This window comes from Bifidobacterium animalis subsp. animalis ATCC 25527, from assembly GCF_000260715.1.
Lineage (GTDB): Bacteria > Actinomycetota > Actinomycetes > Actinomycetales > Bifidobacteriaceae > Bifidobacterium > Bifidobacterium animalis.
Genome location: NC_017834.1, coordinates 1567007 through 1590560 on the forward strand (window position 1 = coordinate 1567007; position 23554 = coordinate 1590560).

11 protein-coding genes are annotated in these 23554 nt (G+C 63.4%); 6 read left to right on the top strand and 5 right to left on the bottom strand.

Going from position 1 to position 23554, the window contains the following annotated elements:
• Nucleotides 1–40: 40 nt before the first annotated feature.
• The 6 genes from BANAN_RS06580 to BANAN_RS06605 all read left to right on the top strand — a co-directional run bounded on the left by BANAN_RS06580 (nucleotide 41) and on the right by BANAN_RS06605 (nucleotide 13158).
• Nucleotides 41–1444 carry a serine/threonine-protein kinase gene (locus tag BANAN_RS06580; protein WP_014698127.1) on the top strand — a complete coding sequence of 468 codons (1404 nt, stop codon included), beginning with the start codon at nucleotides 41–43 and terminating at the stop codon, nucleotides 1442–1444.
• A 6-nt stretch (nucleotides 1445–1450) separates the two neighbouring features.
• The gene (locus BANAN_RS06585) at nucleotides 1451–7372 is read left to right on the top strand and encodes an Ig-like domain-containing protein (RefSeq protein ID WP_014698128.1); all 5922 of its coding nucleotides are present in this window, start codon (nucleotides 1451–1453) and stop codon (nucleotides 7370–7372) included.
• Nucleotides 7356–8594 (top strand): AAA family ATPase, encoded by a 1239-nt coding sequence (locus tag BANAN_RS06590; protein ID WP_014698129.1) that lies wholly within the window; start codon nucleotides 7356–7358, stop codon nucleotides 8592–8594. The genes BANAN_RS06585 and BANAN_RS06590 overlap by 17 nt, the downstream gene beginning before the upstream one ends.
• 1 nt (nucleotide 8595) lies before the next feature.
• Nucleotides 8596–9777 (top strand): DUF58 domain-containing protein, encoded by a 1182-nt coding sequence (locus BANAN_RS06595; RefSeq protein ID WP_041777046.1) that lies wholly within the window; start codon nucleotides 8596–8598, stop codon nucleotides 9775–9777.
• On the top strand, nucleotides 9774–12263 hold the full coding sequence (locus BANAN_RS06600; RefSeq protein WP_014698131.1) for a transglutaminase-like domain-containing protein: 2490 nt from the start codon (nucleotides 9774–9776) through the stop codon (nucleotides 12261–12263). The genes BANAN_RS06595 and BANAN_RS06600 overlap by 4 nt, the downstream gene beginning before the upstream one ends.
• 274 nt (nucleotides 12264–12537) lie before the next feature.
• A complete protein-coding gene (locus BANAN_RS06605; protein WP_014698132.1) occupies nucleotides 12538–13158 on the top strand; it encodes a variant leucine-rich repeat-containing protein in 621 nt (206 codons plus the stop codon).
• Between the two features lie 14 nt (nucleotides 13159–13172).
• Here the strand turns inward: BANAN_RS06605 and BANAN_RS06610 are convergent, their stop codons facing one another.
• The 5 genes from BANAN_RS06610 to BANAN_RS06630 all read right to left on the bottom strand — a co-directional run bounded on the left by BANAN_RS06610 (nucleotide 13173) and on the right by BANAN_RS06630 (nucleotide 23529).
• Nucleotides 13173–13787, bottom strand: coding sequence for an FHA domain-containing protein (locus BANAN_RS06610; RefSeq protein ID WP_050858011.1), 615 nt, complete (start codon nucleotides 13785–13787; stop codon nucleotides 13173–13175).
• 131 nt (nucleotides 13788–13918) lie between these two features.
• The gene (locus BANAN_RS06615) at nucleotides 13919–17956 is read right to left on the bottom strand and encodes a DNA-directed RNA polymerase subunit beta' (protein ID WP_014698134.1); all 4038 of its coding nucleotides are present in this window, start codon (nucleotides 17954–17956) and stop codon (nucleotides 13919–13921) included.
• A 60-nt stretch (nucleotides 17957–18016) separates the two neighbouring features.
• Nucleotides 18017–21577, bottom strand: coding sequence for a DNA-directed RNA polymerase subunit beta (rpoB, locus tag BANAN_RS06620; protein ID WP_004218271.1), 3561 nt, complete (start codon nucleotides 21575–21577; stop codon nucleotides 18017–18019).
• Between the two features lie 233 nt (nucleotides 21578–21810).
• A complete protein-coding gene (locus tag BANAN_RS06625) occupies nucleotides 21811–22476 on the bottom strand; it encodes a hypothetical protein (RefSeq protein WP_014698135.1) in 666 nt (221 codons plus the stop codon).
• A gap of 63 nt (nucleotides 22477–22539) precedes the next feature.
• A complete protein-coding gene (locus tag BANAN_RS06630; RefSeq protein ID WP_014698136.1) occupies nucleotides 22540–23529 on the bottom strand; it encodes an HhH-GPD family protein in 990 nt (329 codons plus the stop codon).
• Nucleotides 23530–23554: the final 25 nt, after the last annotated feature.

Genomic DNA, 23554 nt, shown 5'->3' on the forward strand with positions numbered 1-23554 from the left:
GAATCCCCGACACCGGTACACAGCCAGCGAAGGAGCCGCCATGACCCAGCAGGTGCCCCAGCCACCGCGCCTTGCCGGCTACAGCTATGTGCGCGTGCTCGGGCACGGTTCCACCGCTACCGTCTACCTCTACCGGCAACAGGGCATAGAACGTGACGTCGCCGTCAAAGTGAGCGTCGAGCAGGTGGACGGCAGAATCGCAGATGCCTTCCGTGCGGAGGCGCGCGCCATGGCCGCGTTGCCGAGCCACCCCTCCATTCTCTCCACCTACGATGCGGGCGTCACCGACGACGGCCGCTATTACCTCGTGTTCGAGTATGCACCGGGCGGCACGCTCAAAGATGTACTGTGCGACCACGTGCTCGACGTGCCGCACATGCTCTCCATGGGCGTTCATCTCGCCGGCGCAGTCGCCACCGCACACCGGGCCGGCATCGTGCACCGCGACATCAAGACCAGCAACGTGCTCATCACCGGGCAGCAGTTGCCCGCGCTCGCCGACTTCGGCATCGCCGTCACCGCCTACGACCACAGCAGCACCGGCTACTCCCTGCCCTGGGCACCCCCGGAGACGCTGCGCACGGGCGGTGCGGGAGGCGAGGCGGCCGACATCTATTCGCTGGGCGCAGTGCTCTATGCCTCACTGGTGGGCACCTCCCCGTTCGAATACGGGTACCACCCGAAGACGGCGAAGGAGTTGGCCAAACTCATCATGACGCAGCCGCTGCCGACGATCCAGCGCAACGACGTTCCCACTGCGGTGTGTGAGACGTTGGCACGCGCAATGGCGGCAAATGCCGACGATCGCTACCCCTCCGCACTGGCTTTCGCCCGCGCGCTCCAACAGGTACAATTCGAACTGTATGGGCACGCCACGTCGTTGAGTGTCGAGGGCGCAGACCCCTACCCAGCCAGCATCGTCCGACGGCAGATCACCGAACGTCCGCTGGCGGCACGGCAACGCGGCAGATACCGCAAGGCATGGATGGTCGTGGGCATCACTGTCGCCCTGCTCACCCTGTTCCTCGCGGTGTTCATGGGGTTCGTGCTGCCCGGTCTCGACACCCATGCCAGCGGAAACCAGACGGTTGTCGAAGGCAGCCACGGCGCACTCCGGAACGGCGAACGGCCCGAACCCACGGGCAACGAGCCTCCCGGCGCATCCGTTGTGCCGTCACCCCAACAGCTTTCCGGCAGCTTCGCCGAGAACGGCGCCGCGCATTTCCATTGGAGGAATCCAGATCCACGGGAAGGCGACACCTACGTGTGGTCGCGTATCGGCGCCGCGACCACGCCGGGCGCCTCGCATGTGGTTGATTCCACCGAATTTAACATTCCGGCCGACCAAACCAATCAGGCGCAGGTGTGCGTACGCGTGAGCATTGTGCGGGCAGACCGCAGCATGTCGGCACAACCCGCCACCGCCTGCGCGGTGCGGAAATGAGGTGACATGACCGAATCGCCACGCAACAGCATGCACAAGTTCTCGCCACGGCGCATATTCCGCGGTCGCGGCAAAACGTGGATGGTGCCCGTGGCCATGCTCGTCATCGTGCTCGCCGTCATCGCGGGAGCCCTCATCATGCACTCGGTCTCGCAACGGCATCTGCAACTCGACGACGGGACCGTCTGGGTGACTTCGCAGGCCGACCAGAAGGCGGCGCGCTACAACGTGAGACTGCGTGAGCCGGATGCGAGCGTCAACGCGCAGTCGCAGAACTTCGACATTGCACAGCACGATGGCGATGCCATTCTGGCGGAACCACAGAAGGCCTCGGGTATCAACCAATCCACCATGGGGACCGCCGACTCCACCGCGACCACCGCCGCGATGCGCACGCTGGTGGGCGGCCGCACCGCCGCGATCATCGACACCGATCGAGGTGACGTATGGGTGGGTGGCGCCGACGGGGTTGCGCACATCTCCCCCGCCACAGCCACCGCAACCATGAGTCTCGGCGCCGGCGGCCGAATCGCCATTGCCGCGGACGGCACCGTGTACGGGCTCGATGCCCGCACGGCCAAGGTGTATGCCGTCGGAGCCGGTTCGAACACCGCGCATGGAATCGCCACACTGAACCAAGGCGAGCCCATTGCCGCGGATTCCTTCACCGTGATCGACGGCCAACCGGTGGCCAGCAGCGGCAACCGCCTGTACTTCGGTCGGAACCATGTCACCGTAGATGGCGTGGGGACCTTGGCGTTGCAGGCGCCTCCAACCGATACCGGTGAGCGCTCCCAACGCGGTTGGGTCGCGGCGGCGGCACCGGGAGCACTAGTCACGATGCCGCTCAACGAGGGAGCCGAGCCCGTCGTCCATCGCACCACAGGCACCGGCGAAGCCACACAACCCGTGTCGGTGAACGGGTGCGTGTATGGGGCGTGGAGCCAAACCGCACGAAACTACGCCACCGTCTGCTCGGCGAACGGCAAACCCGACATGCTCGATCTGCAGGCGATCACCGCGACGTCCAATCTTCGTCTTCGTGTGAACCACAGGCTCGTCGTGCTCAACGACATCGCAAACGGCAACATATGGAACCCGGCGAATTCGCCGGATGTGATCCAGATCCAGTGGAAACGGCTCGGCAACGACACCAGTCGGCAGACGAGCACCACCACCGACAGCACGAGTTCGAAGCACACGTTCGAACGGGAATGCTCCACGAAATCAGGGCAGATTCGCGCAGTGGACGACGAGTTCGGCATACGCGCCGGCTCCAACACCGTCATCGACCCGTTGCGCAACGACGAGCAGACCGACTGCTCGGTGCTGCGCATCACCTCGGTGAGCTCACCGGAGAATGATTCGGTGAAGGCATCTGCCATATATGATGGGCGGTTCCTGCAGGTCAGTGCGCACAACCCCGGCCGCGCGACCTTCACCTATGAGATCGGCGACGGGCGCGGGCAATCCTCACGCGCAACCGTGACGCTGACGATTGCCGGCGACCAGAACCGCACACCGATCCGCAAGGAGCAGCCGGAGGAAACCGAAGTCGAGCAGGGCGCCACATACACCATGAACGCGCTTGGTGGTTTCATTGATCCAGACGGCGATCCGCTCACTCTGGTCGGCGCCAGCGTGGAGAACACCAACGAGGCGACGGTCTCTGCACGTCCGGACGGCGAACTCGTGTTCCACGCCGGTTCGATGCACGAAGGCCGTGCAGCGGTGCGGCTGCAGGTCTCCGACGGCAGGAACCTCACCGAGGCGACCATGTACTTCACCATCCGTCCGGCGCGCACCTTGGCGGCGAACATCGATCCGGTCTGCCGCACCACCGCGCCGAATACGAGCGTGACCGTCGATCTTTCCAAGGCCGTGCACGCCACCTCGGCCGATGCCCCGAGATTGACACGGGTAGACAATCCCGAACGCACGAACGTCACCATGCGCGCCACCGACATGTCGTTCACCTTCCAGTCGAGCGAACCGGGCACCTATCATGTGCCCTACACGGTTGTCCAAGGCGATGTGGAAGCCACCGGCCTGGCGCGCATCGATGTCGAGCCCGCCCAGGAGGAATCGGCAAAACCGGTCGCCGCCAACGATGTGGCGTTGCTCGGAGCCGACAAGACGGCCATTGTGGAACCGCTCGCCAACGATGTCGATCCCATGGGCGGCGTGCTGGCCGTCACCGATGTCAGGGCCGACGCCAAATCCGGCATCAAAGCGGGCATTGTAGGGAATAAACGCGTGTATATCACGGCGCAGACGCTGCCATCCGCACCCGTGAGGCTCGACTACACAGTGGCGAATGCACAGGGCGTTGCCACCGGCACCATCGTGGTGCAACCGCCGGCGCTCACCAGTGCCGATTCCGTGCCGAAGGCCTCCGACGTCACCGTGCCCATGCGCACCGGGGGCATAGTGTCGGTGGATGTGCTCGACCATGTCTCGTACACCGGCGCCTCGGCCCTCACGCTGAACCGGAATCTCAAGACCGATGCCAGCAAGTTCCGCGGGCTCGCCTTTGCCTCGGCGAACACCGTACGGTACCAAGCGCCCAGTGCGGCGGGCAATTACCCCCTCACCTACACGGTGACCGATGCCCTCGGCAACGCGTCATCGGCCGTCGTTACTTTCGCGGTGCACGCCAGTGACGCGGAATCGAAATCCGCGCCGAAACCCACCGATGTCAAGGCACAGGTGGCTGCCGGCAGAAAGATCCGCATCCCGATCCGCGTGACCGGCATCGACACGGACGGCGATGACGTGCAGCTGCTGGGCTTGGGCAACAGTGCGCCCAAACTCGGCCGTGTGATGGAAACCGGAGCGGATTATTTGGTGTACGAGGCGTTCGCCGATTCCGTGGGCACCGATACCTTCAGCTATGCGGTGGAGGACTGGACCGGCAGGCGCGCCCAGGCGCAGGTTCGCGTAGGAGTGTTCCAGAGCGGCACAGATTCGGGAGTCTACGCCCGCGACGACTCGGTGACATTGCGTCCGGGGACCTCGACCACCGTGCCTGTGCTGCGCAACGACATCGCATCGGACAACAGCAATCTCGTGCTCGAGAACAACGTGCAATGCCAAGGCATCGACAATGTGAAAGTGCGGGGCGGCATGATCTCGCTCACCACACCCGAGCATGCCGGCACCGCCTACATCATCTACACGGTACGCAACGCCGCAGGCGTCAAGGATGTCGGGTTGCTGAGCGTCACCATCGACCCGAATGCGCCCATCCAACCGCCGAGCGCCTACGATTACCGGGTGCCGGCAAGCGCCACCGTGGACAAGAGGACGGTGAACGTGGACGTCTCGGCATGGATCTCCAACCCGTCAGGCAGCCTCAACGAGCTCTCAGTGAATGTAGACAAATCTGCAGCCCGGTATGCACGTGCCACCGGCGGCACCACGCTCTCCATCGACCTCACCGACGAGGCACGGGCCATTCCCTATACGGTGACGAACACGACGCACGGCATCACTTCGACGGCGTTCATCCATGTTCCCGCCTACGGCGTGTTCCCGCCAACCCTACGACCCCAGGCACCCCCTCTTCGGGTCAATGCCGGAGAGACCATCACCATCCCGCTTGCCGACCACGTACGCGTAGGGGCCGGCAAAACACCGATGCTGGCGAATTCGGATTCGGTGAGCGCCACGAAAAGCGACAACGACGATTACGTGGTGAACAGTGGCACGCTCAGATTCACCGCAAGAAAGGACTACTCCGGACCGGCATCAATCACCTTCACCGTGACCGACGGCAACCGCGGCACGAATGTGAGATTCGTCAACACGGCAGTGATCACATTGCCCATCACTATAATCGGCAGCACACGTCCCGCGCCGACGTTCGCAGGCACCACCGTGGCTGTCGTTGCAGGTGAGGCCGCCACGGTGATCGACCTCAACGCACTGGTCTCAGGCAGGGCGAATGAGAATCAGAAACCATACTCGTTCACCGGAGGTCAATCGTCTGCACCCTTCACCACATCACTCACCGCCGACGGCAAACTCACCGTGGCGGCCGACGCCACCGCCACACCGGGTGCCACCCAATCGATTCCCATCACGCTCGACTATGGCAATGGTGCGCTCCACGCCGGTATCACCGTTCGGGCCGTGCCGTCCACGCGTCCGTTGGCCCGGCTCAACGCCGCCACCATCAGGCTCAAACCCGGGGGAAGCACCAGCATCGATGTGACTCAAGGAGCGTACAATCCGTTCCCCGAGACCCCTCTGAGCATTGTGTCGGCACACGGCGATGCCGGCTCGGCGCTGCAGACGCAGACCGAGGGCACCATTCTGCGTCTCTCCGCGGCGCCAACGGTGCCAGCCGCAACCTACCATGTGGTGGTTACCGTCATGGATGCCACCAGAACCGAGGAACGCAGCGTGAGCGCCACGTTCACGGTCGTCGTGCAGAATGTTCCCGGCGCCCCGTTGCTTTCCCCCGTGGCCGCAAAACCCGAGGATTCAGCGGTGACGCTCAACTGGGCGCCCGGCAGCGCCAACGGCTCGCTCATCACCGACTATCTGGTGAGGTGGCAGGGAGGCGAACAATCCTGCGGAAATGTGACATCATGCCGCATTGGGAATCTGAGCAACGGCACCACCTATACGTTCACGGTGCGAGCACGCAACGCCATAGGCTGGTCGCCGGATTCCAATGCGGTGACGGGCAAACCGGATCGCGCACCGAATCCCCCCGGGCAGGTGCGGGTGAGAGGCGGTCACCGCAGTGTCGAGGTCTCGTGGAACGAGCCGGACTACGCAGGCTCGCGCCCAAGTTCCTACACCGTGCAATTACAGGGACCCGATGGTTGGACGAAGACGAGCACGAGAGTGACGGCGCTCGCCGCATCCTTCGAAATCGACAACAACGTGATCACCGACTCGAGCACCTTCTCGGCCACCGTCGTGGCGAACAACGAAGTCGGGGCCAGCGCGCCGAGCCAACCCGTGTCTACCCGGGACGTGTGGGGAGATCCCGATGCCCCGCAAGTGAGCATCACGCAGGCCAACGATCATGAGATCACCGGCACAGTGACACTCGGCAACATGCGCAGGGCGGGGTGCGCCTCCATCCAGCTCTCCCACGGCACGACATCATGCGAATCGCTGCGGTTCAGGGTACCCCTCGACAACGCCATGTATTTCAAGCCGCTGAGCGTGAGCGCCACCGTGCATACATCAAGACAACCCGCAGCTGTGACGACGGGACAATCGAACACCATCGAGCCCACCATCGGCATCGCGGAGCCAAGTGTGCGCATAGAGGGCAGGAATGACGAGTGCACATTGGAATGGTCGGTGCCACGCGGCAGACATGACGGCGTCCATGTGAAATTCGGTTCCATCGATGCAAACAGGGAGTCCGCCGGCAGTGAGACAGTGCAGCTCAGTCCGTGGGAGCGCTGCCCTGCAGGCGAGGTACGCACCCGACTCCAAGGCCATTACAGCTCACCGGCACGGGCAACGAGCACACACCAGTACCGTGTGGCCCCCGCCATCGACGCCGGTGAGATCGAGGTGAGCTGGTCGCAGCACAACCGCGATGCCATCGTGATGCATAACAAAGGGCGTGCCTTCACTGACTATGGCCAACCCGTCACCATCACCTTGTCGTTCAGCAATGGATTCACCACGCAATGGAATCCCGATACCGATGTCACGGTTCGTCCGGCACCCGGCGAGAGCACAGTCCCAGACAATCTGCGCTGGACCGCAAGCATCACCATGAACGAGGATGCCGGCTATGCCGCACGTACCGAAGAGCACACGGTACAGGGCATTCGCCGGGCGGCCACAACCCGCACAATCGTCTGGCATACGACACCACGACTTCCGGCAGAGCATCGTAGTCTCGAGCCGCATCATATTGCAAAGGAGAGGTTCCATGACAGCCAAGCATGAACGGCCTGATGCACCCCATGCACAGCATACGGACGAGGGCTACGAATCCACCGTCTTCTCACAGCGGGGCTTCCACGCGCCTGCGGACATGGCGCCGGATGCCGACGCCACCCGATTGGGAGGCGTTCATGCGTCACTGCCACGAACCGATGTGCCCACAGTCACCGAGACCGTGAGCACGGTGAACATGCCACCCGAGCGAGATGTCACGGCAGATCGGAGCGAATCTGCTCACGAGGGCGACATTGTGCGGTTCCACAGTCTGTTCGACGCCATCGTGGCGAACATATCGCAAGTGGTGGTGGACAAGGAGAAGACGATTCGCGAGTGCATCACCGCCCTCCTTGCCGGCGGCCATGTGCTGCTTGAAGACAACCCGGGCACCGGCAAGACCCAGCTTGCCCGAGCGCTCGCCCAATCCATCGACACCTCATTCAAACGCATCCAGTTCACCCCGGATCTGCTGCCCTCCGACGTGGTGGGAGTCACCTTCTACGACCAGAAGAACGGCGAGTTCACATTCCGCCCGGGTCCAGTGTTCGCGTCCATCGTGCTCGCCGACGAGATCAACCGAGCCTCACCGAAAACCCAGTCGGCCCTCCTCGAAGTGATGGAGGAGCAGCACGTCACCGTCGACGGGACCACACATACGGTGCCGCAGCCATTCATGGTGATCGCCACCCAGAACCCGATCGAACAGCTCGGCACCTACTCGCTGCCCGAAGCGCAGATGGACCGATTCCTGCTGCGCACCACGATCGGCTACCCATCCCGGACCCGGAGCATGCAGTTGCTCAAGGAGGCCGACATCACCGACCGCGCCAGCACCATCGGCAGTGTCGTGAGCGCCCGTGACATACTCGACATGCGCAAGGCCGTGCAACAGGTGCATATCGACGACGCGATCTACGAGTATATTCTGCGGCTGGTGGAGCAGACGCGCAACAGCGAGCTCGTCGCCGTCGGATCCTCCATGCGCGGTGCGCTCGCGCTCACCCGTTGCGCCCGTGTGTGGGCGGCGGCCGACAATCGCGCCTACGTCATTCCCGACGATGTCAAGGATCTCGCCATCCCGGTGCTCGCCCACCGCCTGACGCTCACGCCGGATGCCACCTTCGCCGGCCAGAGCCAGCACAGTGCAATGCAGGCGATCATCGACGACGTGCCGGTGCCGCAGATAGGACTTACCGAAGCCCATGAATCCACGCGTGGCGAGCGTTGACATGATCATACGGAAATATGTATCGCCGTTGGGATGGGCAGTGGTCGGCATGTTCGTGCTCACACTCGCGCTGTTCCTATGCCTGGGTTGGGTGGAGATGCTCGCATTCGCATTGGTGTGCGCCACGTTGCTCGTAAGCTCCGCAGTGCTTTCGGTGGGAAACACGACGTTCAGCGCCACGCTTTCGGTATCGAACACACGGGTGAGTGTCAACCAGACGATGCACGCCATGGTCACCGTGTCGAATCCGAGCACCTCCGTCACCGCGAGCGCAAGCGGCGATCTGCCAATATCACAGAGCAGCTACGAGCGCCGCGATGAGCGGCATCATGAACGCTTCGCCATACCGAGTCTCGGCTCCCACCAGTCGAAACAGACGGCGATCCCCCTCACCGCAACGCATCGTTCGGTGGTCACAGTGGGACCGCTGTCGGTGCGCAAAGGAGACCCGTTCGGCCTAGTGCGGCGCGAGTATCGTCTCACCGAGCAGATCCGCGTGTACATTCACCCGGACATCGTGCCGCTGCACACACTGCACGCCGGCATCATACGTGACCTGGAAGGCAATCCGAGCGACGACCTCGTCAACGACGACCTGAGTTTCTTCGGTCTGCGCGAATACGAATATGGCGACGACGTGCGCAATGTGCATTGGCTGAGCACCGCGAAAACGGGAACGCTCATGATTCGGCAATTCGAAGCCACGCGTCGCACCGATTCGTCGGTGAGCCTTGACGTTGCGGCGTTTTCGTATACGAGCGCCGAGGAGTTCGAACTCGCGGTGAGCGTGTTCGCCTCGATTGGCGTGCAGTGTGTGGTGGAACGGCGTGCGCTGTATGCGCAAGCGGGCAGATTGCATGTGCAGCCGCGCAAACCCGCCGACTTTCTCGACACATGCAGTGAAATCGAACCTGATGTGCGGGCGAGCACCATGCTGCCGAATCTGGCACGTGAGGCCCTACTTGCCTGTGACAAGGCATCGCTGTACTGTTTCGTCGCCGGTTCCGCGCATGACGTGGGCGATCTGCGCAGGCTTGGCGCCGCCATTCCGAATTCGGCGACCTGTGTGGTGGTGCAGGTCGTCGCCGGCGCGAGCAGCGCGGTGCGCATGCTGCCGGAATGCGTGTTCGTCACGGTCGGCGTGCTTGATGACCTTCCACTGCTCGCGAAGGTGCTCTCATGACCTCGCCTGTCTCCTCCTTTGGCACGACAAGACACGGTCGTACACGCGGCGACGCCTCGTGGATCGACGACAGCTCCACGCAAATGCCCGTCTGGCTGACGACGAACGCTCGCGACGGGCATCGGTCCGATGCCGCACATGCCGCTGGCCATGCCACACGTGATGCCGCCATCTCACTCGCCGTGGTGACGGTAACTGTACTATGCGCGTGCGCGAATCTCATCGATGTGTACGGCTCGGTCGGCAGCTGGGCACGCGCCGCGATTCCGGCTGCATCGCTCGGTTCTGGCATCGCGTTCATGACGCTGGTACCCCGGTTGAGGCTCTGGTGGCAGATTCTGGCGTTCGTGCTCGCGCAATGCGTGATCGGCCCGCTGGTCGCGCTGCCGCACACGAGCGTAGCCTACGTGCTGCCGACGTGGCAGACCCTTGCCGAAGGTTGCTCCGCCATGTTCACGTCGTTCAAGTTCCTCATCACCGTGCCGGCGCCGACCGGCACCGCGGATGGCTCGCTCATGGCCGTATGGACGCTCTGCCTGCTCTCGTGCACACTTGGCGGCATGCTGGCCGTGCTTCCCCAACGGCGATGGAGCGCATTGAGCGTATTGGTCGTGATCGGTGATTTCGCCGTCTGCGCGCTTCTTGGCACATCGACAGGCGTGCTTCGGCTGCCATGCGGCGTGGTCTGCGCGCTCATCGTCATAGTCTGGCTGTCGTGGCGCGGGCGACTGTTCGAAATGTCACGATGGCTCGGTGCGGGCGCACTATTGCTGCTTGCGAGCGCCGTGGCCGTAGGCGCATGTCTGCCCGTCCACACCACGCGAACGATTCTGCGCGACCATTACGAACCGCCGCTCGCCCCCTTTGACTATGCGAGTCCGCTGTCGGGCATGCGCGCGTATCTGAAGGAGCATAAGGCAGACACACTGCTCACCGTGCGCAATCTGCCGGCGGGAGCCAGCGTGCGACTCGCCGTGATGGATCGGTTCGACGGCAATGTGTGGAATCTGTCGAACACGCGGATTGCAGGCGGCTCTTCGGACTACACGCGCATGGGACTGCGAATCCCACAGGACGGCGATGACTCCGGAACCCGGTTCAACGCCATGTTCGACGTGCGCGACGGCATGCATGACGATTGGCTGCCGCTCGCCGGCGCGGCGACGCAGGTCTCTTTTGCCGCCAACGCAAATGCCGACGATTTCTACTACAACACGGGCACCGAATCTGGTCTGCTCACTTCCGGCGTGCGTTCCGGACTTGTCTACACCGAAACTGGCACGCTTGCACGCCGTCCCAGTGATGATGAGATTCGGCGGGCACAAGCCGCACGCATAATGCTTCCCGATGCCGGTGACATTCCCAATGCCGTACGGCGCATGGCGGACGCCCTGGCAGGAGGCCAGCCCACGGCTGGCGCGGCTGCGCTCGCATTGACGAACGGCCTGCGTGACAACGGGTGGTTCTCGCACGGATTGACGGACGACTACCCCTCGCTTGCCGGGCACGGCAACTACCGGGTCACCCAGCTGCTCGGCGGCACCGCAATGGTGGGAGACAGCGAACAGTATGCCTCGGCGATGGCCCTCATGGCGAGGTCCTTGGGAATCCCGTCGCGCGTGGTGCTTGGGTTCGTGCCCAAGGACAAGCATGGCGACATCACCAAGGCCCGCACGCAGAGAACCGAGAACGGCACCACAATCGACTTCACCGGCAATGACATCGAAGTCTGGGTTGAGGTCGCGCTCGAAGGGCACGGCTGGGTGGCGTTTCACCCTACGCCTCAGGAGACGAAGACCCCTGAAGACAATCAGAATCTCACTCCCCCGAATCCGCAGACACTCGTGCGCCAACCGCCACTTCCCCTCACCGATCCACTGCGCGACAAGCAGGAGGCCACAGGAAGCACCGTGCTCTCCGGAGATGACGCCCGAGACCCGCGAACCTCGGGAGTCTGGTCGAAAATCGGCACAGTGGCGCGCGACGTCGCTATCTACGGCTCCCCCGTGTGGATTCTCCTTGTCATTTGCGGCTGCATTCTTGCGGTCAAGGCGGCGCTGCTCATGCGATTGCGCAGGAATGGCAGTACGAATCACCGTGTGGAGTCCGGCTGGCGTTCACTCACGCAATTCGCGATGCAAAGCGGCATTCCCGTGCACGGCACACGCCGTGAGCAGGCGCATGCCATGGCGCAATCCTTCGCCGCGGAATCTGCTGCCGAAGCGACCGCCGGCCCCTCCGGCACGAGCTGTGGGCCAGTCACCGAATCGCAGCTTCGGCACAGCGCGCAGACGGCGGATTATGCCGCGTTCTCCGGCAATCCTGTGCCTGAAAGCGAGGTCGTGCAGTATTGGGAGTCTGTGGATGGCATGCGCGCCGCATTGCTGAAGACCCTGCCGTTCTGGCGCCGCGTGCGCACGAGACTGAGTCTGCGCGGCCTATTCCGGCACCATGCATACAAAGAGACATCCGACCACCCTACGTAAAAAGGGACATCTTCGTTCGCAAATCTGTCCTTTTTACGCGGGGCAAGCAGATCAAGCAGAACAAGCCGAACAAACAGAACAAGCAGAACAAGCTGCCCTCTTACGCAAGGTGGGATGCCTTTGTTTATGCAGATGAGTCCACTATGTGCGGCGGTCCGGCCACACACGGCGATTGATGCTAGTATGGCGGCGTGTGAGTTGAGGAAGACTCCACATGCGGCGACTGTGCGTGGGCTGCGCATGCCGAATATCTGCGAGCAGGAAAGGAATCCCGATGGTTGACTATCAGACGGCGGTGGCCGCAGTGCAGGACCCGCAGGCCGACCCGATCCTGCTCGCCAAGATCGCCTACGAGAACCCGGAGTTCGGCGCCAATGTGGCGGTGCATCCACGCGCCTACCCCGGACTGAAGCGCTGGCTCGCCGAATTCGGCGACGGACGGGCACGCATGATACTCGCCCAGATGGGCGTCATCGCCACCGCAGGCCCTGTAGAGGACCGCTTCGACGAGTCGGAGACCCCGTCTGGACAGCGGAACCCCGAACCGGCGCGCGCCGTGAAACCCGCCGTGGAACAACTGGTGCGCAATTCGGGCGCGCAACAGCCTGCGCAGGAGCGGGCCGCCCATTTCGCGCAACCCGCGCAATCCACGACCCAGACACCACGCGCATCGGCGGAACAGCAAGACCAGCCCGGCGCAGACGTTGGCTTCACGCCGCAGCTGGCCATGACCACGTCTGATCCGGCGGTGATGCACGACATCGCCCAGTACACACCGAATCTGCATGTGTATCTGGTGCAAAATCCGTATATCTACCCAGAATTGCTCAACTGGCTGGCTTCGCTCAATGAGCCGGAGGTCAACGAGGCAATCGCCACACGCCGTGCACGTTAGGGGGCAACGCCAGTTCAGCGGGCGTCGAGTGTGAAGAACTGGTCACCGATGCGAAGATGCGCCGGCAGATCGAGCTCCACCGGCGTCCCTTGGCTCACGCGCATCTCCTCGTCGTCATGCACGACGTACGTGCCATTGAGGGATCCCATGTCCTCCAGCCAGAGCGTGCCATGCTCGCCGTAGCTGATCGCGCAGTGATTGCGGGAGACCGTACGCGTGGGGTCTATGAGCCGCACCGATTTCGAACCTTCCGGAATATCGTGTGATGGCTTGCGCCCGAGCAGGGTGTTCATATTGATGTCGATATGCTGGTTCGTCACCGCATTCGTCAACACCGCTTCGCGTTCGGCTTCGCGTGCGAATCGTTTGGACAGCACGGTGCCGTCCCACTGGGCATCGCCTTCCGCACCTGGTTCGGCCGTGTACTCATCGGGTTCCCCGGCGTAGTCATCTGGCTCGCCATGCCATTCGGGCTGCTCATGCACTTGCCCATGTTGTCTATGCGCCTGCACACGGCGCATCTCCTGCGTTCCGTATGCGGGGAACGCGATCTCCGGCACCGCGTCGACGTCATCGTCATACCAACCCGGCTCCGGTGCCGGTGGATACGGAATTCTGCTCATACCCATGTTGTACCACACCGCGGCACATTCCCGGCTTCGATCCCCATTTTTTGGGCAGATTCGGCGCCCGCATACAGTGAAAGGTCCCCGCACCCGCCATGGGTGTGGGGACCTTTCAGGTCAGATTCCGGCTCGGACTACTTGAGTTCGTCCGGGTCGATGCGGAATTCGTCTCCGAAGTCGACCGGGTTGTCGTTGTCGTCGAGGAAGTCGTCCGGGTTGAAGTCGTCGCCGAGCTTCAGATCACCGAAATCGATGTTCGAGAAGTCGACGTCGCCCAGATCGCCATCGCCGAAGTCGCCGCTGAGCGAATCGTCGCTCAGGCCGAAGTTCGGGTAGATGGTGTCGCGGATCGCCTTGTCGGGCTCCACGGTCGCGTTGCGGTAGCGCGCCAGGCCGGTACCGGCCGGGATGAGCTTGCCGATGATCACGTTCTCCTTGAGGCCCTTCAGGTCGTCTTCCTTCTCGTTCAGGGCGGCCTCGGTGAGCACTCGGGTCGTTTCCTGGAACGATGCGGCGGACAGCCAGGAGTCGGTCGCCAGCGAGGCCTTGGTGATGCCCATGAGCTCCGGGCGGCCCGCTGCTGGGCGGCCACCGGCGGCGACGGTCTTCTTGTTCTGCTCGCGGAAGCGTGCGCGGTCAACGAGCTCACCCGGAAGCAGGCCGGTGTCGCCGGAATCGATCACGGTGACGCGACGCAGCATCTGGTGCACGATGACCTCGATGTGCTTGTCGTGAATGTCGACGCCCTGCGAACGGTACACGTCGTGCACTTCGTTCACGATGTTCATCTGGGCGGCACGAGGTCCGAGAATGCGCAGGATCTTCTTCGGATCCACGGAACCCTCGACCAACTGGGTGCCCGGATCGACGTGCTGGCCGTCCTTGACGAGCATCGGCGCGCGACGGGTCACCTGGTAGGTGATGGGCTCGAGCGAGTCGTCGTCCGGCTGCAGAATGACCTCACGGCCACGCTCGGTGTCCTGCACCTTGATGGTGCCGGCGAACTCCGAGATCGGCGCCTCACCCTTAGGCGTACGGGCTTCGAACAACTCGGTGACACGAGGAAGGCCCTGCGTGATATCGGATGCCGAGGCGACGCCACCGGAGTGGAAGGAACGAAGCGTCAGCTGCGTGCCAGGCTCGCCGATGGACTGTGCCGCGACGATGCCGACCGCCTCGCCGACGTCGACGAGCTTGTTGGTGGCCAGCGACCAGCCATAGCACTTCGCGCACACGCCGCGCTTGGATTCGCAGGTGAGCACGGAGCGGCCGATCACCTGCTCCACACCATGTGCCACGAGGTCGTTGAGCACGTCCATCGAGAGGGCGTCGCCCGCGTGGTACAGCACGGTCTTGCCGTCGGCCGGGTCGAGCACGTCCTGAGCGAGCAGACGCGAGTATGGGCCGCCGTCTGCCGCCTTGACGAGCACGAGATTGCCGTTCTCGTCATGCTCGGCAACGGTCATGGGCAGACCGTGCGTGGTGCCGCAGTCCTCTTCGCGCACGATGATCTCCTGGGAGACGTCCACGAGACGACGGGTGAGGTAACCCGACTCGGCGGTACGCAGTGCCGTATCGGCCAGACCCTTGCGGGCGCCGTGCTGCGAGATGAAGTACTCGAGCACCGACAGGCCCTCGCGGTAGTTCGACTTCACAGGACGCGGGATGATCTCGCCCTTCGGGTTCGCCACGAGACCACGCATGCCGGCGATCTGGCGAATCTGCATCCAGTTGCCTCGTGCACCGGACTGCACCATGATGTTCACGTTGTTGTCGTCATGGAAGTTCTCACGCATGGCCTCGGCGACCTTGTCGGTGCACTCGGTCCACAGGTTGATGAGCTCCTGACGGCGCTCCTCCTCGGTGAGCAGGCCCAGATCATACTGGTTGTTCACCTTGGCGGCCTGTGCCTCATAGCCCTTGATGATCTCCTCGCGGTCCGGCGGGGCCACGATGTCGGAGAACGCCATCGTGACACCCGACCACGGTGCGCGGGTGAAGCCGAGGTCCTTCAACGCATCGAGGGTCGCAGCCACCTGCTGGGTGGAGTAACGGGTCGCGACGTCGTCGACGATTTTCGAGAGCTTGCCCTTCGGTGCCTGTTCGTTGATGAACGGGTAGTCCACCGGCAGCGTGTCATTGAACAGGATGCGGCCGAGGGAGGTGGCGAACAGCACGGAACCGTCTGCGAAACGCTCTTCCTTCACCACGTCCGGGCTGCCCGGCTCCGGGTCGATGACCTGGACCTCGCCCGGTTCCCAATCCTTCGGCAGCACGAAGTCCTGCGGCAGGCGGATGAGCACCTTGGCCTGCATGTCAATCTCATGCTTGTCGAGGGCCATCTGCGCCTCTTCGAGCGACGAGAAGATGCGCCCCTGACCCTTGGCGCCGTCGATGACGGTCGACAGGTAGTACAGGCCGAGGATCATGTCCTGCGAAGGCATGGTCACGGTGTGGCCGTCGGCGGGCTTCAGAATGTTGTCGGAAGCCATCATGAGCGAACGGGCTTCGGCCTGGGCTTCGGCGGACAGCGGCAGATGGACTGCCATCTGATCGCCGTCGAAGTCGGCGTTGAATGCGGCGCAGGCCAACGGCGGAAGGTGGATCGCCTTACCTTCGACCAGGATCGGCTCGAAGGCCTGAATGCCCAGTCGATGCAGCGTAGGTGCACGGTTGAGGAGCACCGGATGCTCGGAGATGACCTCTTCGAGCACGCCCCACACCTCGGAATCGCCGCGGTCGACGAGACGCTTGGCGCTCTTCATGTTCTGCGCATAGTTCAGGTCGACGAGACGCTTGATCACGAACGGCTTGAACAGCTCGAGTGCCATTGGCTTCGGCAGGCCGCACTGGTGCATGCGCAGCGACGGGCCGACCACGATCACGGAACGGCCGGAGTAGTCGACGCGCTTGCCGAGCAGGTTCTGGCGGAAGCGACCCTGCTTGCCCTTGAGCATGTCGCTCAGGGACTTGAGCGGGCGGTTCGAGGCACCGGTGACCGGGCGGCCGCGACGGCCGTTGTCGAACAGCGAATCGACGGCTTCCTGAAGCATGCGCTTCTCGTTGTTGAGCATGATCTCCGGGGCGCCGAGTTCGATGAGGCGCTTCAGGCGGTTGTTGCGGTTGATCACACGACGGTAGAGGTCATTCAGGTCGGACGTGGCGAAACGACCACCGTCGAGCTGCACCATCGGGCGCAGATCTGGCGGGATCACCGGGATCACGTCGAGCACCATGGCCTCCGGCTTGTTGTCGGTGGTCAGGAAGGCGTTGACGACCTTGAGGCGCTTGAGGGCACGGGCCTTGCGCTGGCCGGTGCCGGTCTCAATCTCCTCGCGCAGCTCCTTGGCGGCGGCTTCAAGGTCGAAATCCTGCAGGCGCTTCTTGATTGCCTCGGCACCCATGCAGCCTTCGAAGTAATCGCCGTAGCGATCCTCCATCTCACGCCACAGGTCCACATCGGACTCCATGTCGCCCGGCTTGAGGGACTTGAACTTGTCGAACACCGCAGCGATGCGCTTGATCTGGTCATCGTAACGCTGGCGAATGGCCGCCATGTCACGTTCCGCGCCGTTGCGCAGCTTCGTCTTGGCGCTGCCCTTCACTTCGCCGTCCGCTTCGAGTTCGGCCAGGTCGGCTTCGAGCTTCTTGGCACGCTCCTCGATCTCGTTGTTGCGGCGACGCTCCAGGTTGGAGACCTCGTGGTCGAACTCGTCCTGCAGATCGGGCAGATCCCGGTGACGCTGCTCCTCATCCACCGAGGTGACCATGTAGGAGGCGAAGTAAATGACCTTCTCGAGGTCCTTCGGCGGAATGCCGAGCAGGTAGCCCAAGCGGCTCGGCACACCCTTGAAGAACCAGATGTGCGTCACCGGGGCGGCGAGTTCAATGTGGCCCATGCGCTCACGGCGTACACGGCTACGGGTGACCTCGACACCGCAGCGTTCGCACACGATGCCCTTGAAGCGCACGCGCTTGTATTTGCCGCAGGCGCACTCCCAGTCACGGGTCGGTCCGAAGATCTGCTCACCGAACAGGCCGTCCTTCTCGGGCTTGAGCGTACGGTAGTTAATGGTCTCCGGCTTCTTGACCTCGCCATAGCTCCAACCGCGAATGTCGTCGGCGGTGGCCAGGCCAATCTTCAGTTTGTCAAATGCGTTGACGTCCAGCACGTAATATCCTGTCTGTTGAAAATCGTCTTGTTCCTAGCACAGCTGTGCGGGAGTGCCCGTTCAGCGGTATTCCGGTTCGTCAGCGACCTGGTCGGCCTTCGCGGCGGCGTCCGGGCGGGCGCCGATGTTGAAGCCGAGATCGTTGGAGGAGGAAACAGGATCGTCGTCCTCGTCCTTCATGTCGATGGCCACGCCTTCGGCGTTGAGCACTTCGACGTTGAGGGACAGCGACTGCATTTCCTTGAGCAGCACCTTGAACGACTCGGGGATGCCTGCAGGCGGCAGGTTGTCGCCCTTCACGATCGCACCGTACACACGCACACGGCCATCGACGTCATCGGACTTCGTGGTCATCATCTCGTGCAGCGTGTAGGCGGCACCGTAGGCCTCGAGGGCCCACACCTCCATCTCGCCGAAGCGCTGGCCGCCGAACTGGGCCTTGCCGCCCAACGGCTGCTGCGTAATCATCGAGTACGGGCCGGTGGAACGCGCGTGGATCTTGTCGTCGACCAGATGGTGGAGCTTCAGCATGTACATGTAGCCCACGGAGATCGGCTTCGGGTACGGCTCGCCGGTACGGCCGTCGAACAGCGTCGCCTTGCCGTTGTCGCCGACGAGCTTGTTGCCGTCGCGATCGGTCAGCGTCGTGGAAAGCAGGCCCTTGAGCACGTCCTGACGCACGCCGTCGAACACCGGGGTGGCCACCGGGGTGCCCGGCTCGCCCTTCTCGGCGCCCTTCGGCACCATCTTCTTCCATTCGGCTTCCATATCCGGATCGAGGGAGATGTCCCAGCCGGCATGGGCGACCCAGCCCAAGTGCAGTTCGAGCACCTGGCCGAGGTTCATTCGCGAAGGCACGCCGAGCGGGTTGAGCATGATGTCAACCGGGGTGCCGTCCGCCAGGAACGGCATGTCCTCTTCCGGCAGAATACGGGAGATGACGCCCTTGTTGCCGTGGCGGCCCGAAAGCTTGTCGCCCTGGGTGATCTTGCGGTGCTGTGCGATGTAGACGCGGATCATCTGGTTCACGCCGTTCGGCAACTCGTCGCCGTCCTCCTCGGCATCCTCGCGCGTGATCTCCTTGACGGCGATCACGGTGCCGGTCTCGCCGTGGGGCACGCGCAGCGAGGTGTCGCGCACCTCGCGGCTCTTCTCGCCGAAGATGGCGCGGAGCAGACGCTCCTCAGGCGTGAGCTCGGTCTCGCCCTTCGGGGTGACCTTGCCCACGAGAATGTCGCCGGCCTCGACCTCGGCACCAATGCGAATGATGCCACGCTCGTCGAGGTTGGCCACGGCGTCCTCGCCCACGTTCGGCAGGTCGCGCGTGATCTCCTCGGCGCCCAGCTTGGTCTCACGGGCGTCGATCTCGTACTCCTCGATGTGGATCGAGGAGAGCGTGTCGTCCTGCACCAGACGCTGCGAGATGATCACGGCGTCCTCGTAGTTGTAGCCGTTCCAAGGCATGAAGGCGACCAGCAGGTTCTTGCCAAGCGCCATCTCGCCCTTCTCGGTGGCCGGGCCATCGGCGAGCACAGTGCCCTTCTCCACGCGTTCGCCGTCGTGGATAAGCGGCACCTGGTTGTAGCAGGTGGTCTGGTTGGAGCGCTGGAACTTCGCGAGCTTGTAGGAGCTCGTCGTGCCGTCGTCGTTCATCACGCGAATGATGTCGGCGGAGACGTAAATGACCACGCCCGGCTTCTCGGCCAGAATGACGTCACCGGAATCGACGGCGGCACGCCATTCGGCGCCGGTGCCCACGAGCGGGCGTTCGGACTTGATGAGCGGGACGGCCTGACGCTGCATGTTCGTACCCATGAGCGCTCGATGGCCTTCATCGTGCTCGAGGAACGGAATCAGCGATGCGCCGACCGACACCATCTGACGCGGGGAGACGTCCATGTAGTCGACCATCTCGACCGGAACGTCCTCCGCCTCGCCGGCAGCGTCACGCACCAGAGCTTCCTTCTCGACGAAGTTGCCGTTCTCGTCGAGCTTCTGGTTGGCCTGGGCGATCACGTGCTCGACCTCGCGGTCGGCGGTCATGTAGACGACCTCGTCGGTCACATGGCCGTTCTCGACCTTGCGGTACGGGGTCTCGATGAAGCCGAAGGGGTTGATGCGGCCGAAGGTCGCCAGCGAGCCGATGAGGCCGATGTTCGGGCCTTCAGGGGACTCGATCGGGCACATGCGGCCGAAGTGCGACGGGTGCACGTCTCGCACCTCCATGGAGGCGCGGTCGCGCGACAGGCCGCCGGGGCCCAGCGCGGAGAGACGGCGCTTGTTCGTGACGCCCGCCAACGGGTTGTTCTGATCCATGAACTGCGAGAGCTGGGACGTTCCGAAGAACTCCTTGATCGTCGCGTTCACCGGACGAATGTTGATGAGCGACTGCGGCGTGATGGCCTCGGCATCCTGCGTGGTCATGCGTTCGCGCACCACGCGCTCCATGCGGCTCAGGCCGGTGCGCAGCTGGTTCTGGATCAGCTCGCCCACCTGACGGATGCGGCGGTTGCCGAAGTGGTCGATGTCGTCGACGTCCACGCGCAGCTCGACGTCCTCGCCGTCACGCTTGCCCGGGAAGGTGGCGTCACCGGCATGCAGTGTCACGAGGTACTTGATCGTGGCGATGATGTCTTCGCGGCTCAGGCTGCGGTCGTTGTAATCCTTCTCCAGACCGAGCTTGCGGTTGATCTTGTAGCGGCCGACGCGGGCCAGATCGTAGCGCTTCGTGTTGAAGTAGAAGGAGTCGAGCAGCGTGCGGCCGGCTTCCGGCGTCGCGGCGTCGGCCGGGCGGATCTTGCGGTACAGGTCCACGAGGGCGGCGTCCTCGGAGTCGATGGTCTCCTTCTCGAGGGCGTCGAGCACGAGCGGGTAATCCTTGAACGCGTCTCGGATCTCGCTGCGGGTCATGCCGATCGCCATGAGGAAGACGATGGCCGACTGCTTGCGCTTGCGGTCCACGCGCACGCCGAGGAAGTCGCGCTTGTCAATCTCGAACTCGAGCCATGCGCCACGGCTCGGGATGATCTTGGCACCGAAGATCTCCTTGTCGGAGGTGCGGTCCGGCTGACGGTCGAAGTAGACGCCCGGGGAACGCACGAGCTGGGAGACGATCACTCGCTCGGTACCGCCGATGATGAACGTGCCGTGCGGGGTCTGCAGCGGGAAGTCGCCCATGAACACGGTCTGGGACTTGATCTCGCCGGTCTCGCCGTTCTCGAACTCGGCGTTCACGTACAGCGGCGCGGAGTAGGTGTAGTCCTTCTCCTTGCATTCCTGCACGGTGTGGCGCGGTTCCTCGAAGTACGGGTCGGAGAACGTCAGGCTCATGGTCTGTGCGAAGTTCTCGATCGGGGAGATCTCGTGGAACACCTCATCGAGTCCGGAGACGTGCGGCACGGTGTTGGTGCCGTTCGCTTCGTCTTCCTCCACGCGCTTCTTCCAGCGCTCGTTGCCGACGAGCCAGTCGAAGCTGTCGGTCTGCACGCCGAGGAGGTACGGCACGTCGATGGGTTCTTTAATGGAGCCGAAATTCACACGGTCCGAAGCCTTGTGCAGATCGATGTCGTGCTGATCTGCGCGTGCGGTGACGGAGGTGGTATTCGTCGTAGTCTGTGACAATGGACGTTCCTTAATCGCTCACTTTTGTCGGTGTATTGTTAAGGAAGCGCGAGGGGGCCGCCATATGCCTGCACACGGGCGCTTCGTCTGGCAGACTGCCCGCTATATGACAATCTATACGCAAAGACAATAATCTAGCAGATTCAACTCAAAAACGCAAATTATATTCCCTTGCACAGTGCCCGGCGTGTCGCATGTGCCAATCTGCATGAAATACCCGAATTCGGCGGTGTCTACTCCACGGTGATCGTCTGCGGCTTGCTCTGCACCTTCGGGTCGTCTTTGAGGCTGAGCTGGGCCACATATGTGCCGCGATCGACCTTCGGCAACTGGTCGTCGGCCACGCAGGAGGCGCCCGTGCGGTTCGTGTTCCACGCGATCTTCTGCTCGTCGGTGACGTCGGCGAAGAACAGGCGCGGGCGGTATGCCGCCTCGCACACATCGGAACGCCAGATCACATCGGAACCCGAGGTGATCGTAAGCACCAGACTGTCGGCGGCCGTGTTCATGCGGCATCCCTCGGGGCTTTTGCCCACATATGCGACCCGTTCGGTGAAATTGAGCGAACCGCCCACGCCGACGGACGTGGCATCCGGCACGAGCTGCACATCCACGTCACCGGGCGTGCACGTCTCCACCTTACTCTCCTGCGGCGCGGCGGGCACCTCGGCACGGCTCAGCGCAGGCGCGGCGGAGGCTCCCGCCATGCCATGCACGCTCACCGCACCGCGCACCAGACTGTATACGGTGAACACGGCGAGCGCCAGCACCACCGCGAGCGCCGAGAAGAACACGATGCGCCGACGGCGGTACAGGCGCTTGCGTTCCGCTGCGGTCATGCGCTTTCTGCCGCCGGTGGTGCGCGTCGTGTCACGGCGTGGCGATTGTGGTGAGCTCATGCTCCCAGTCTATCGGGCACGTTGCCATTTACGCCGACGCATACATTGTGTGCACGGCACAAATCACGCAGGCAGACGCATGGCATGGCCCGGCAGAATCTCAATGAGGCCGTCGTCGTCCAATGACGCGATGCAGCGGTCGAGCTGCACGGCATCCGCACACAGTTCCTCGGCCTGCGCATGCGTGAGCGCACCGTCCGTCGGCAACGCGCGCAACGCTTGCAGAATGCTGCCACGCACCTGCCGGTCGGTGCCGTGGAAGCGCTGCCGCGGTCGTGTGCGCCTCTCGCCCAGGCCGGGCATACCCGCCTTCACGAACTCGCATTGCGGTTGCAACGGGCACTGCTCACACTGTGGCGCCTTCGCCGTGCACACGAGCGCGCCGAGTTCCATCACCGCCTGATTCCACAGCACAGACTGCTCCGCCGCCTTCGGCAGCACCACCCATGCGAGTGCGCGTTCGAGCGGCGTGCACGAGCCGCCCAAAGACTCCACACCAAGGAACGCGCGGCTCAGCACGCGGCGAATATTCGTATCGATCACGGCGATGCGCTCGCCGTAGGCGAAGCTGAGCACCGCGCTGGCCGTGTAATCGCCCACGCCGGGCAACGCCACCAGTTCGTCGTACTCACGCGGCAAGCGGTCGTCGTAGTCGCGTGCCACCACCTCCGCGCACTCCTGCAGTCGCAGTGCGCGACGCGGGTACCCGAGGCGTCCCCATGCGCGAATTACCTCGGATTTCTCGGCCGCCGCAAGCGAGGCGGCGTCGGGCCATTGGCTCATCCATGCATCCCAATACGGCACGACGCGGCTCATCTGCGTCTGCTGGCTCATCACCTCGCATACCAGCACGCCCCATGGCGTTGTGCGTCCGTACCTCCAGGGCAAGTCACGTGCCGAGGTCTGCCACCAGGTGGCGAGTTCACGCAATGCCCGCCGCGCGCTGCGCTCGAGTTCGCGGGCACGCCGCTCGCCCACGGTCTGTTCGGGCGTGAAATGCGTGCGTTTGCGAGACTTCGTGCGGGGAGGAACCTCTGCCATGTCGGAAACCATAGCGCAACATCGTACCGCAAATTGC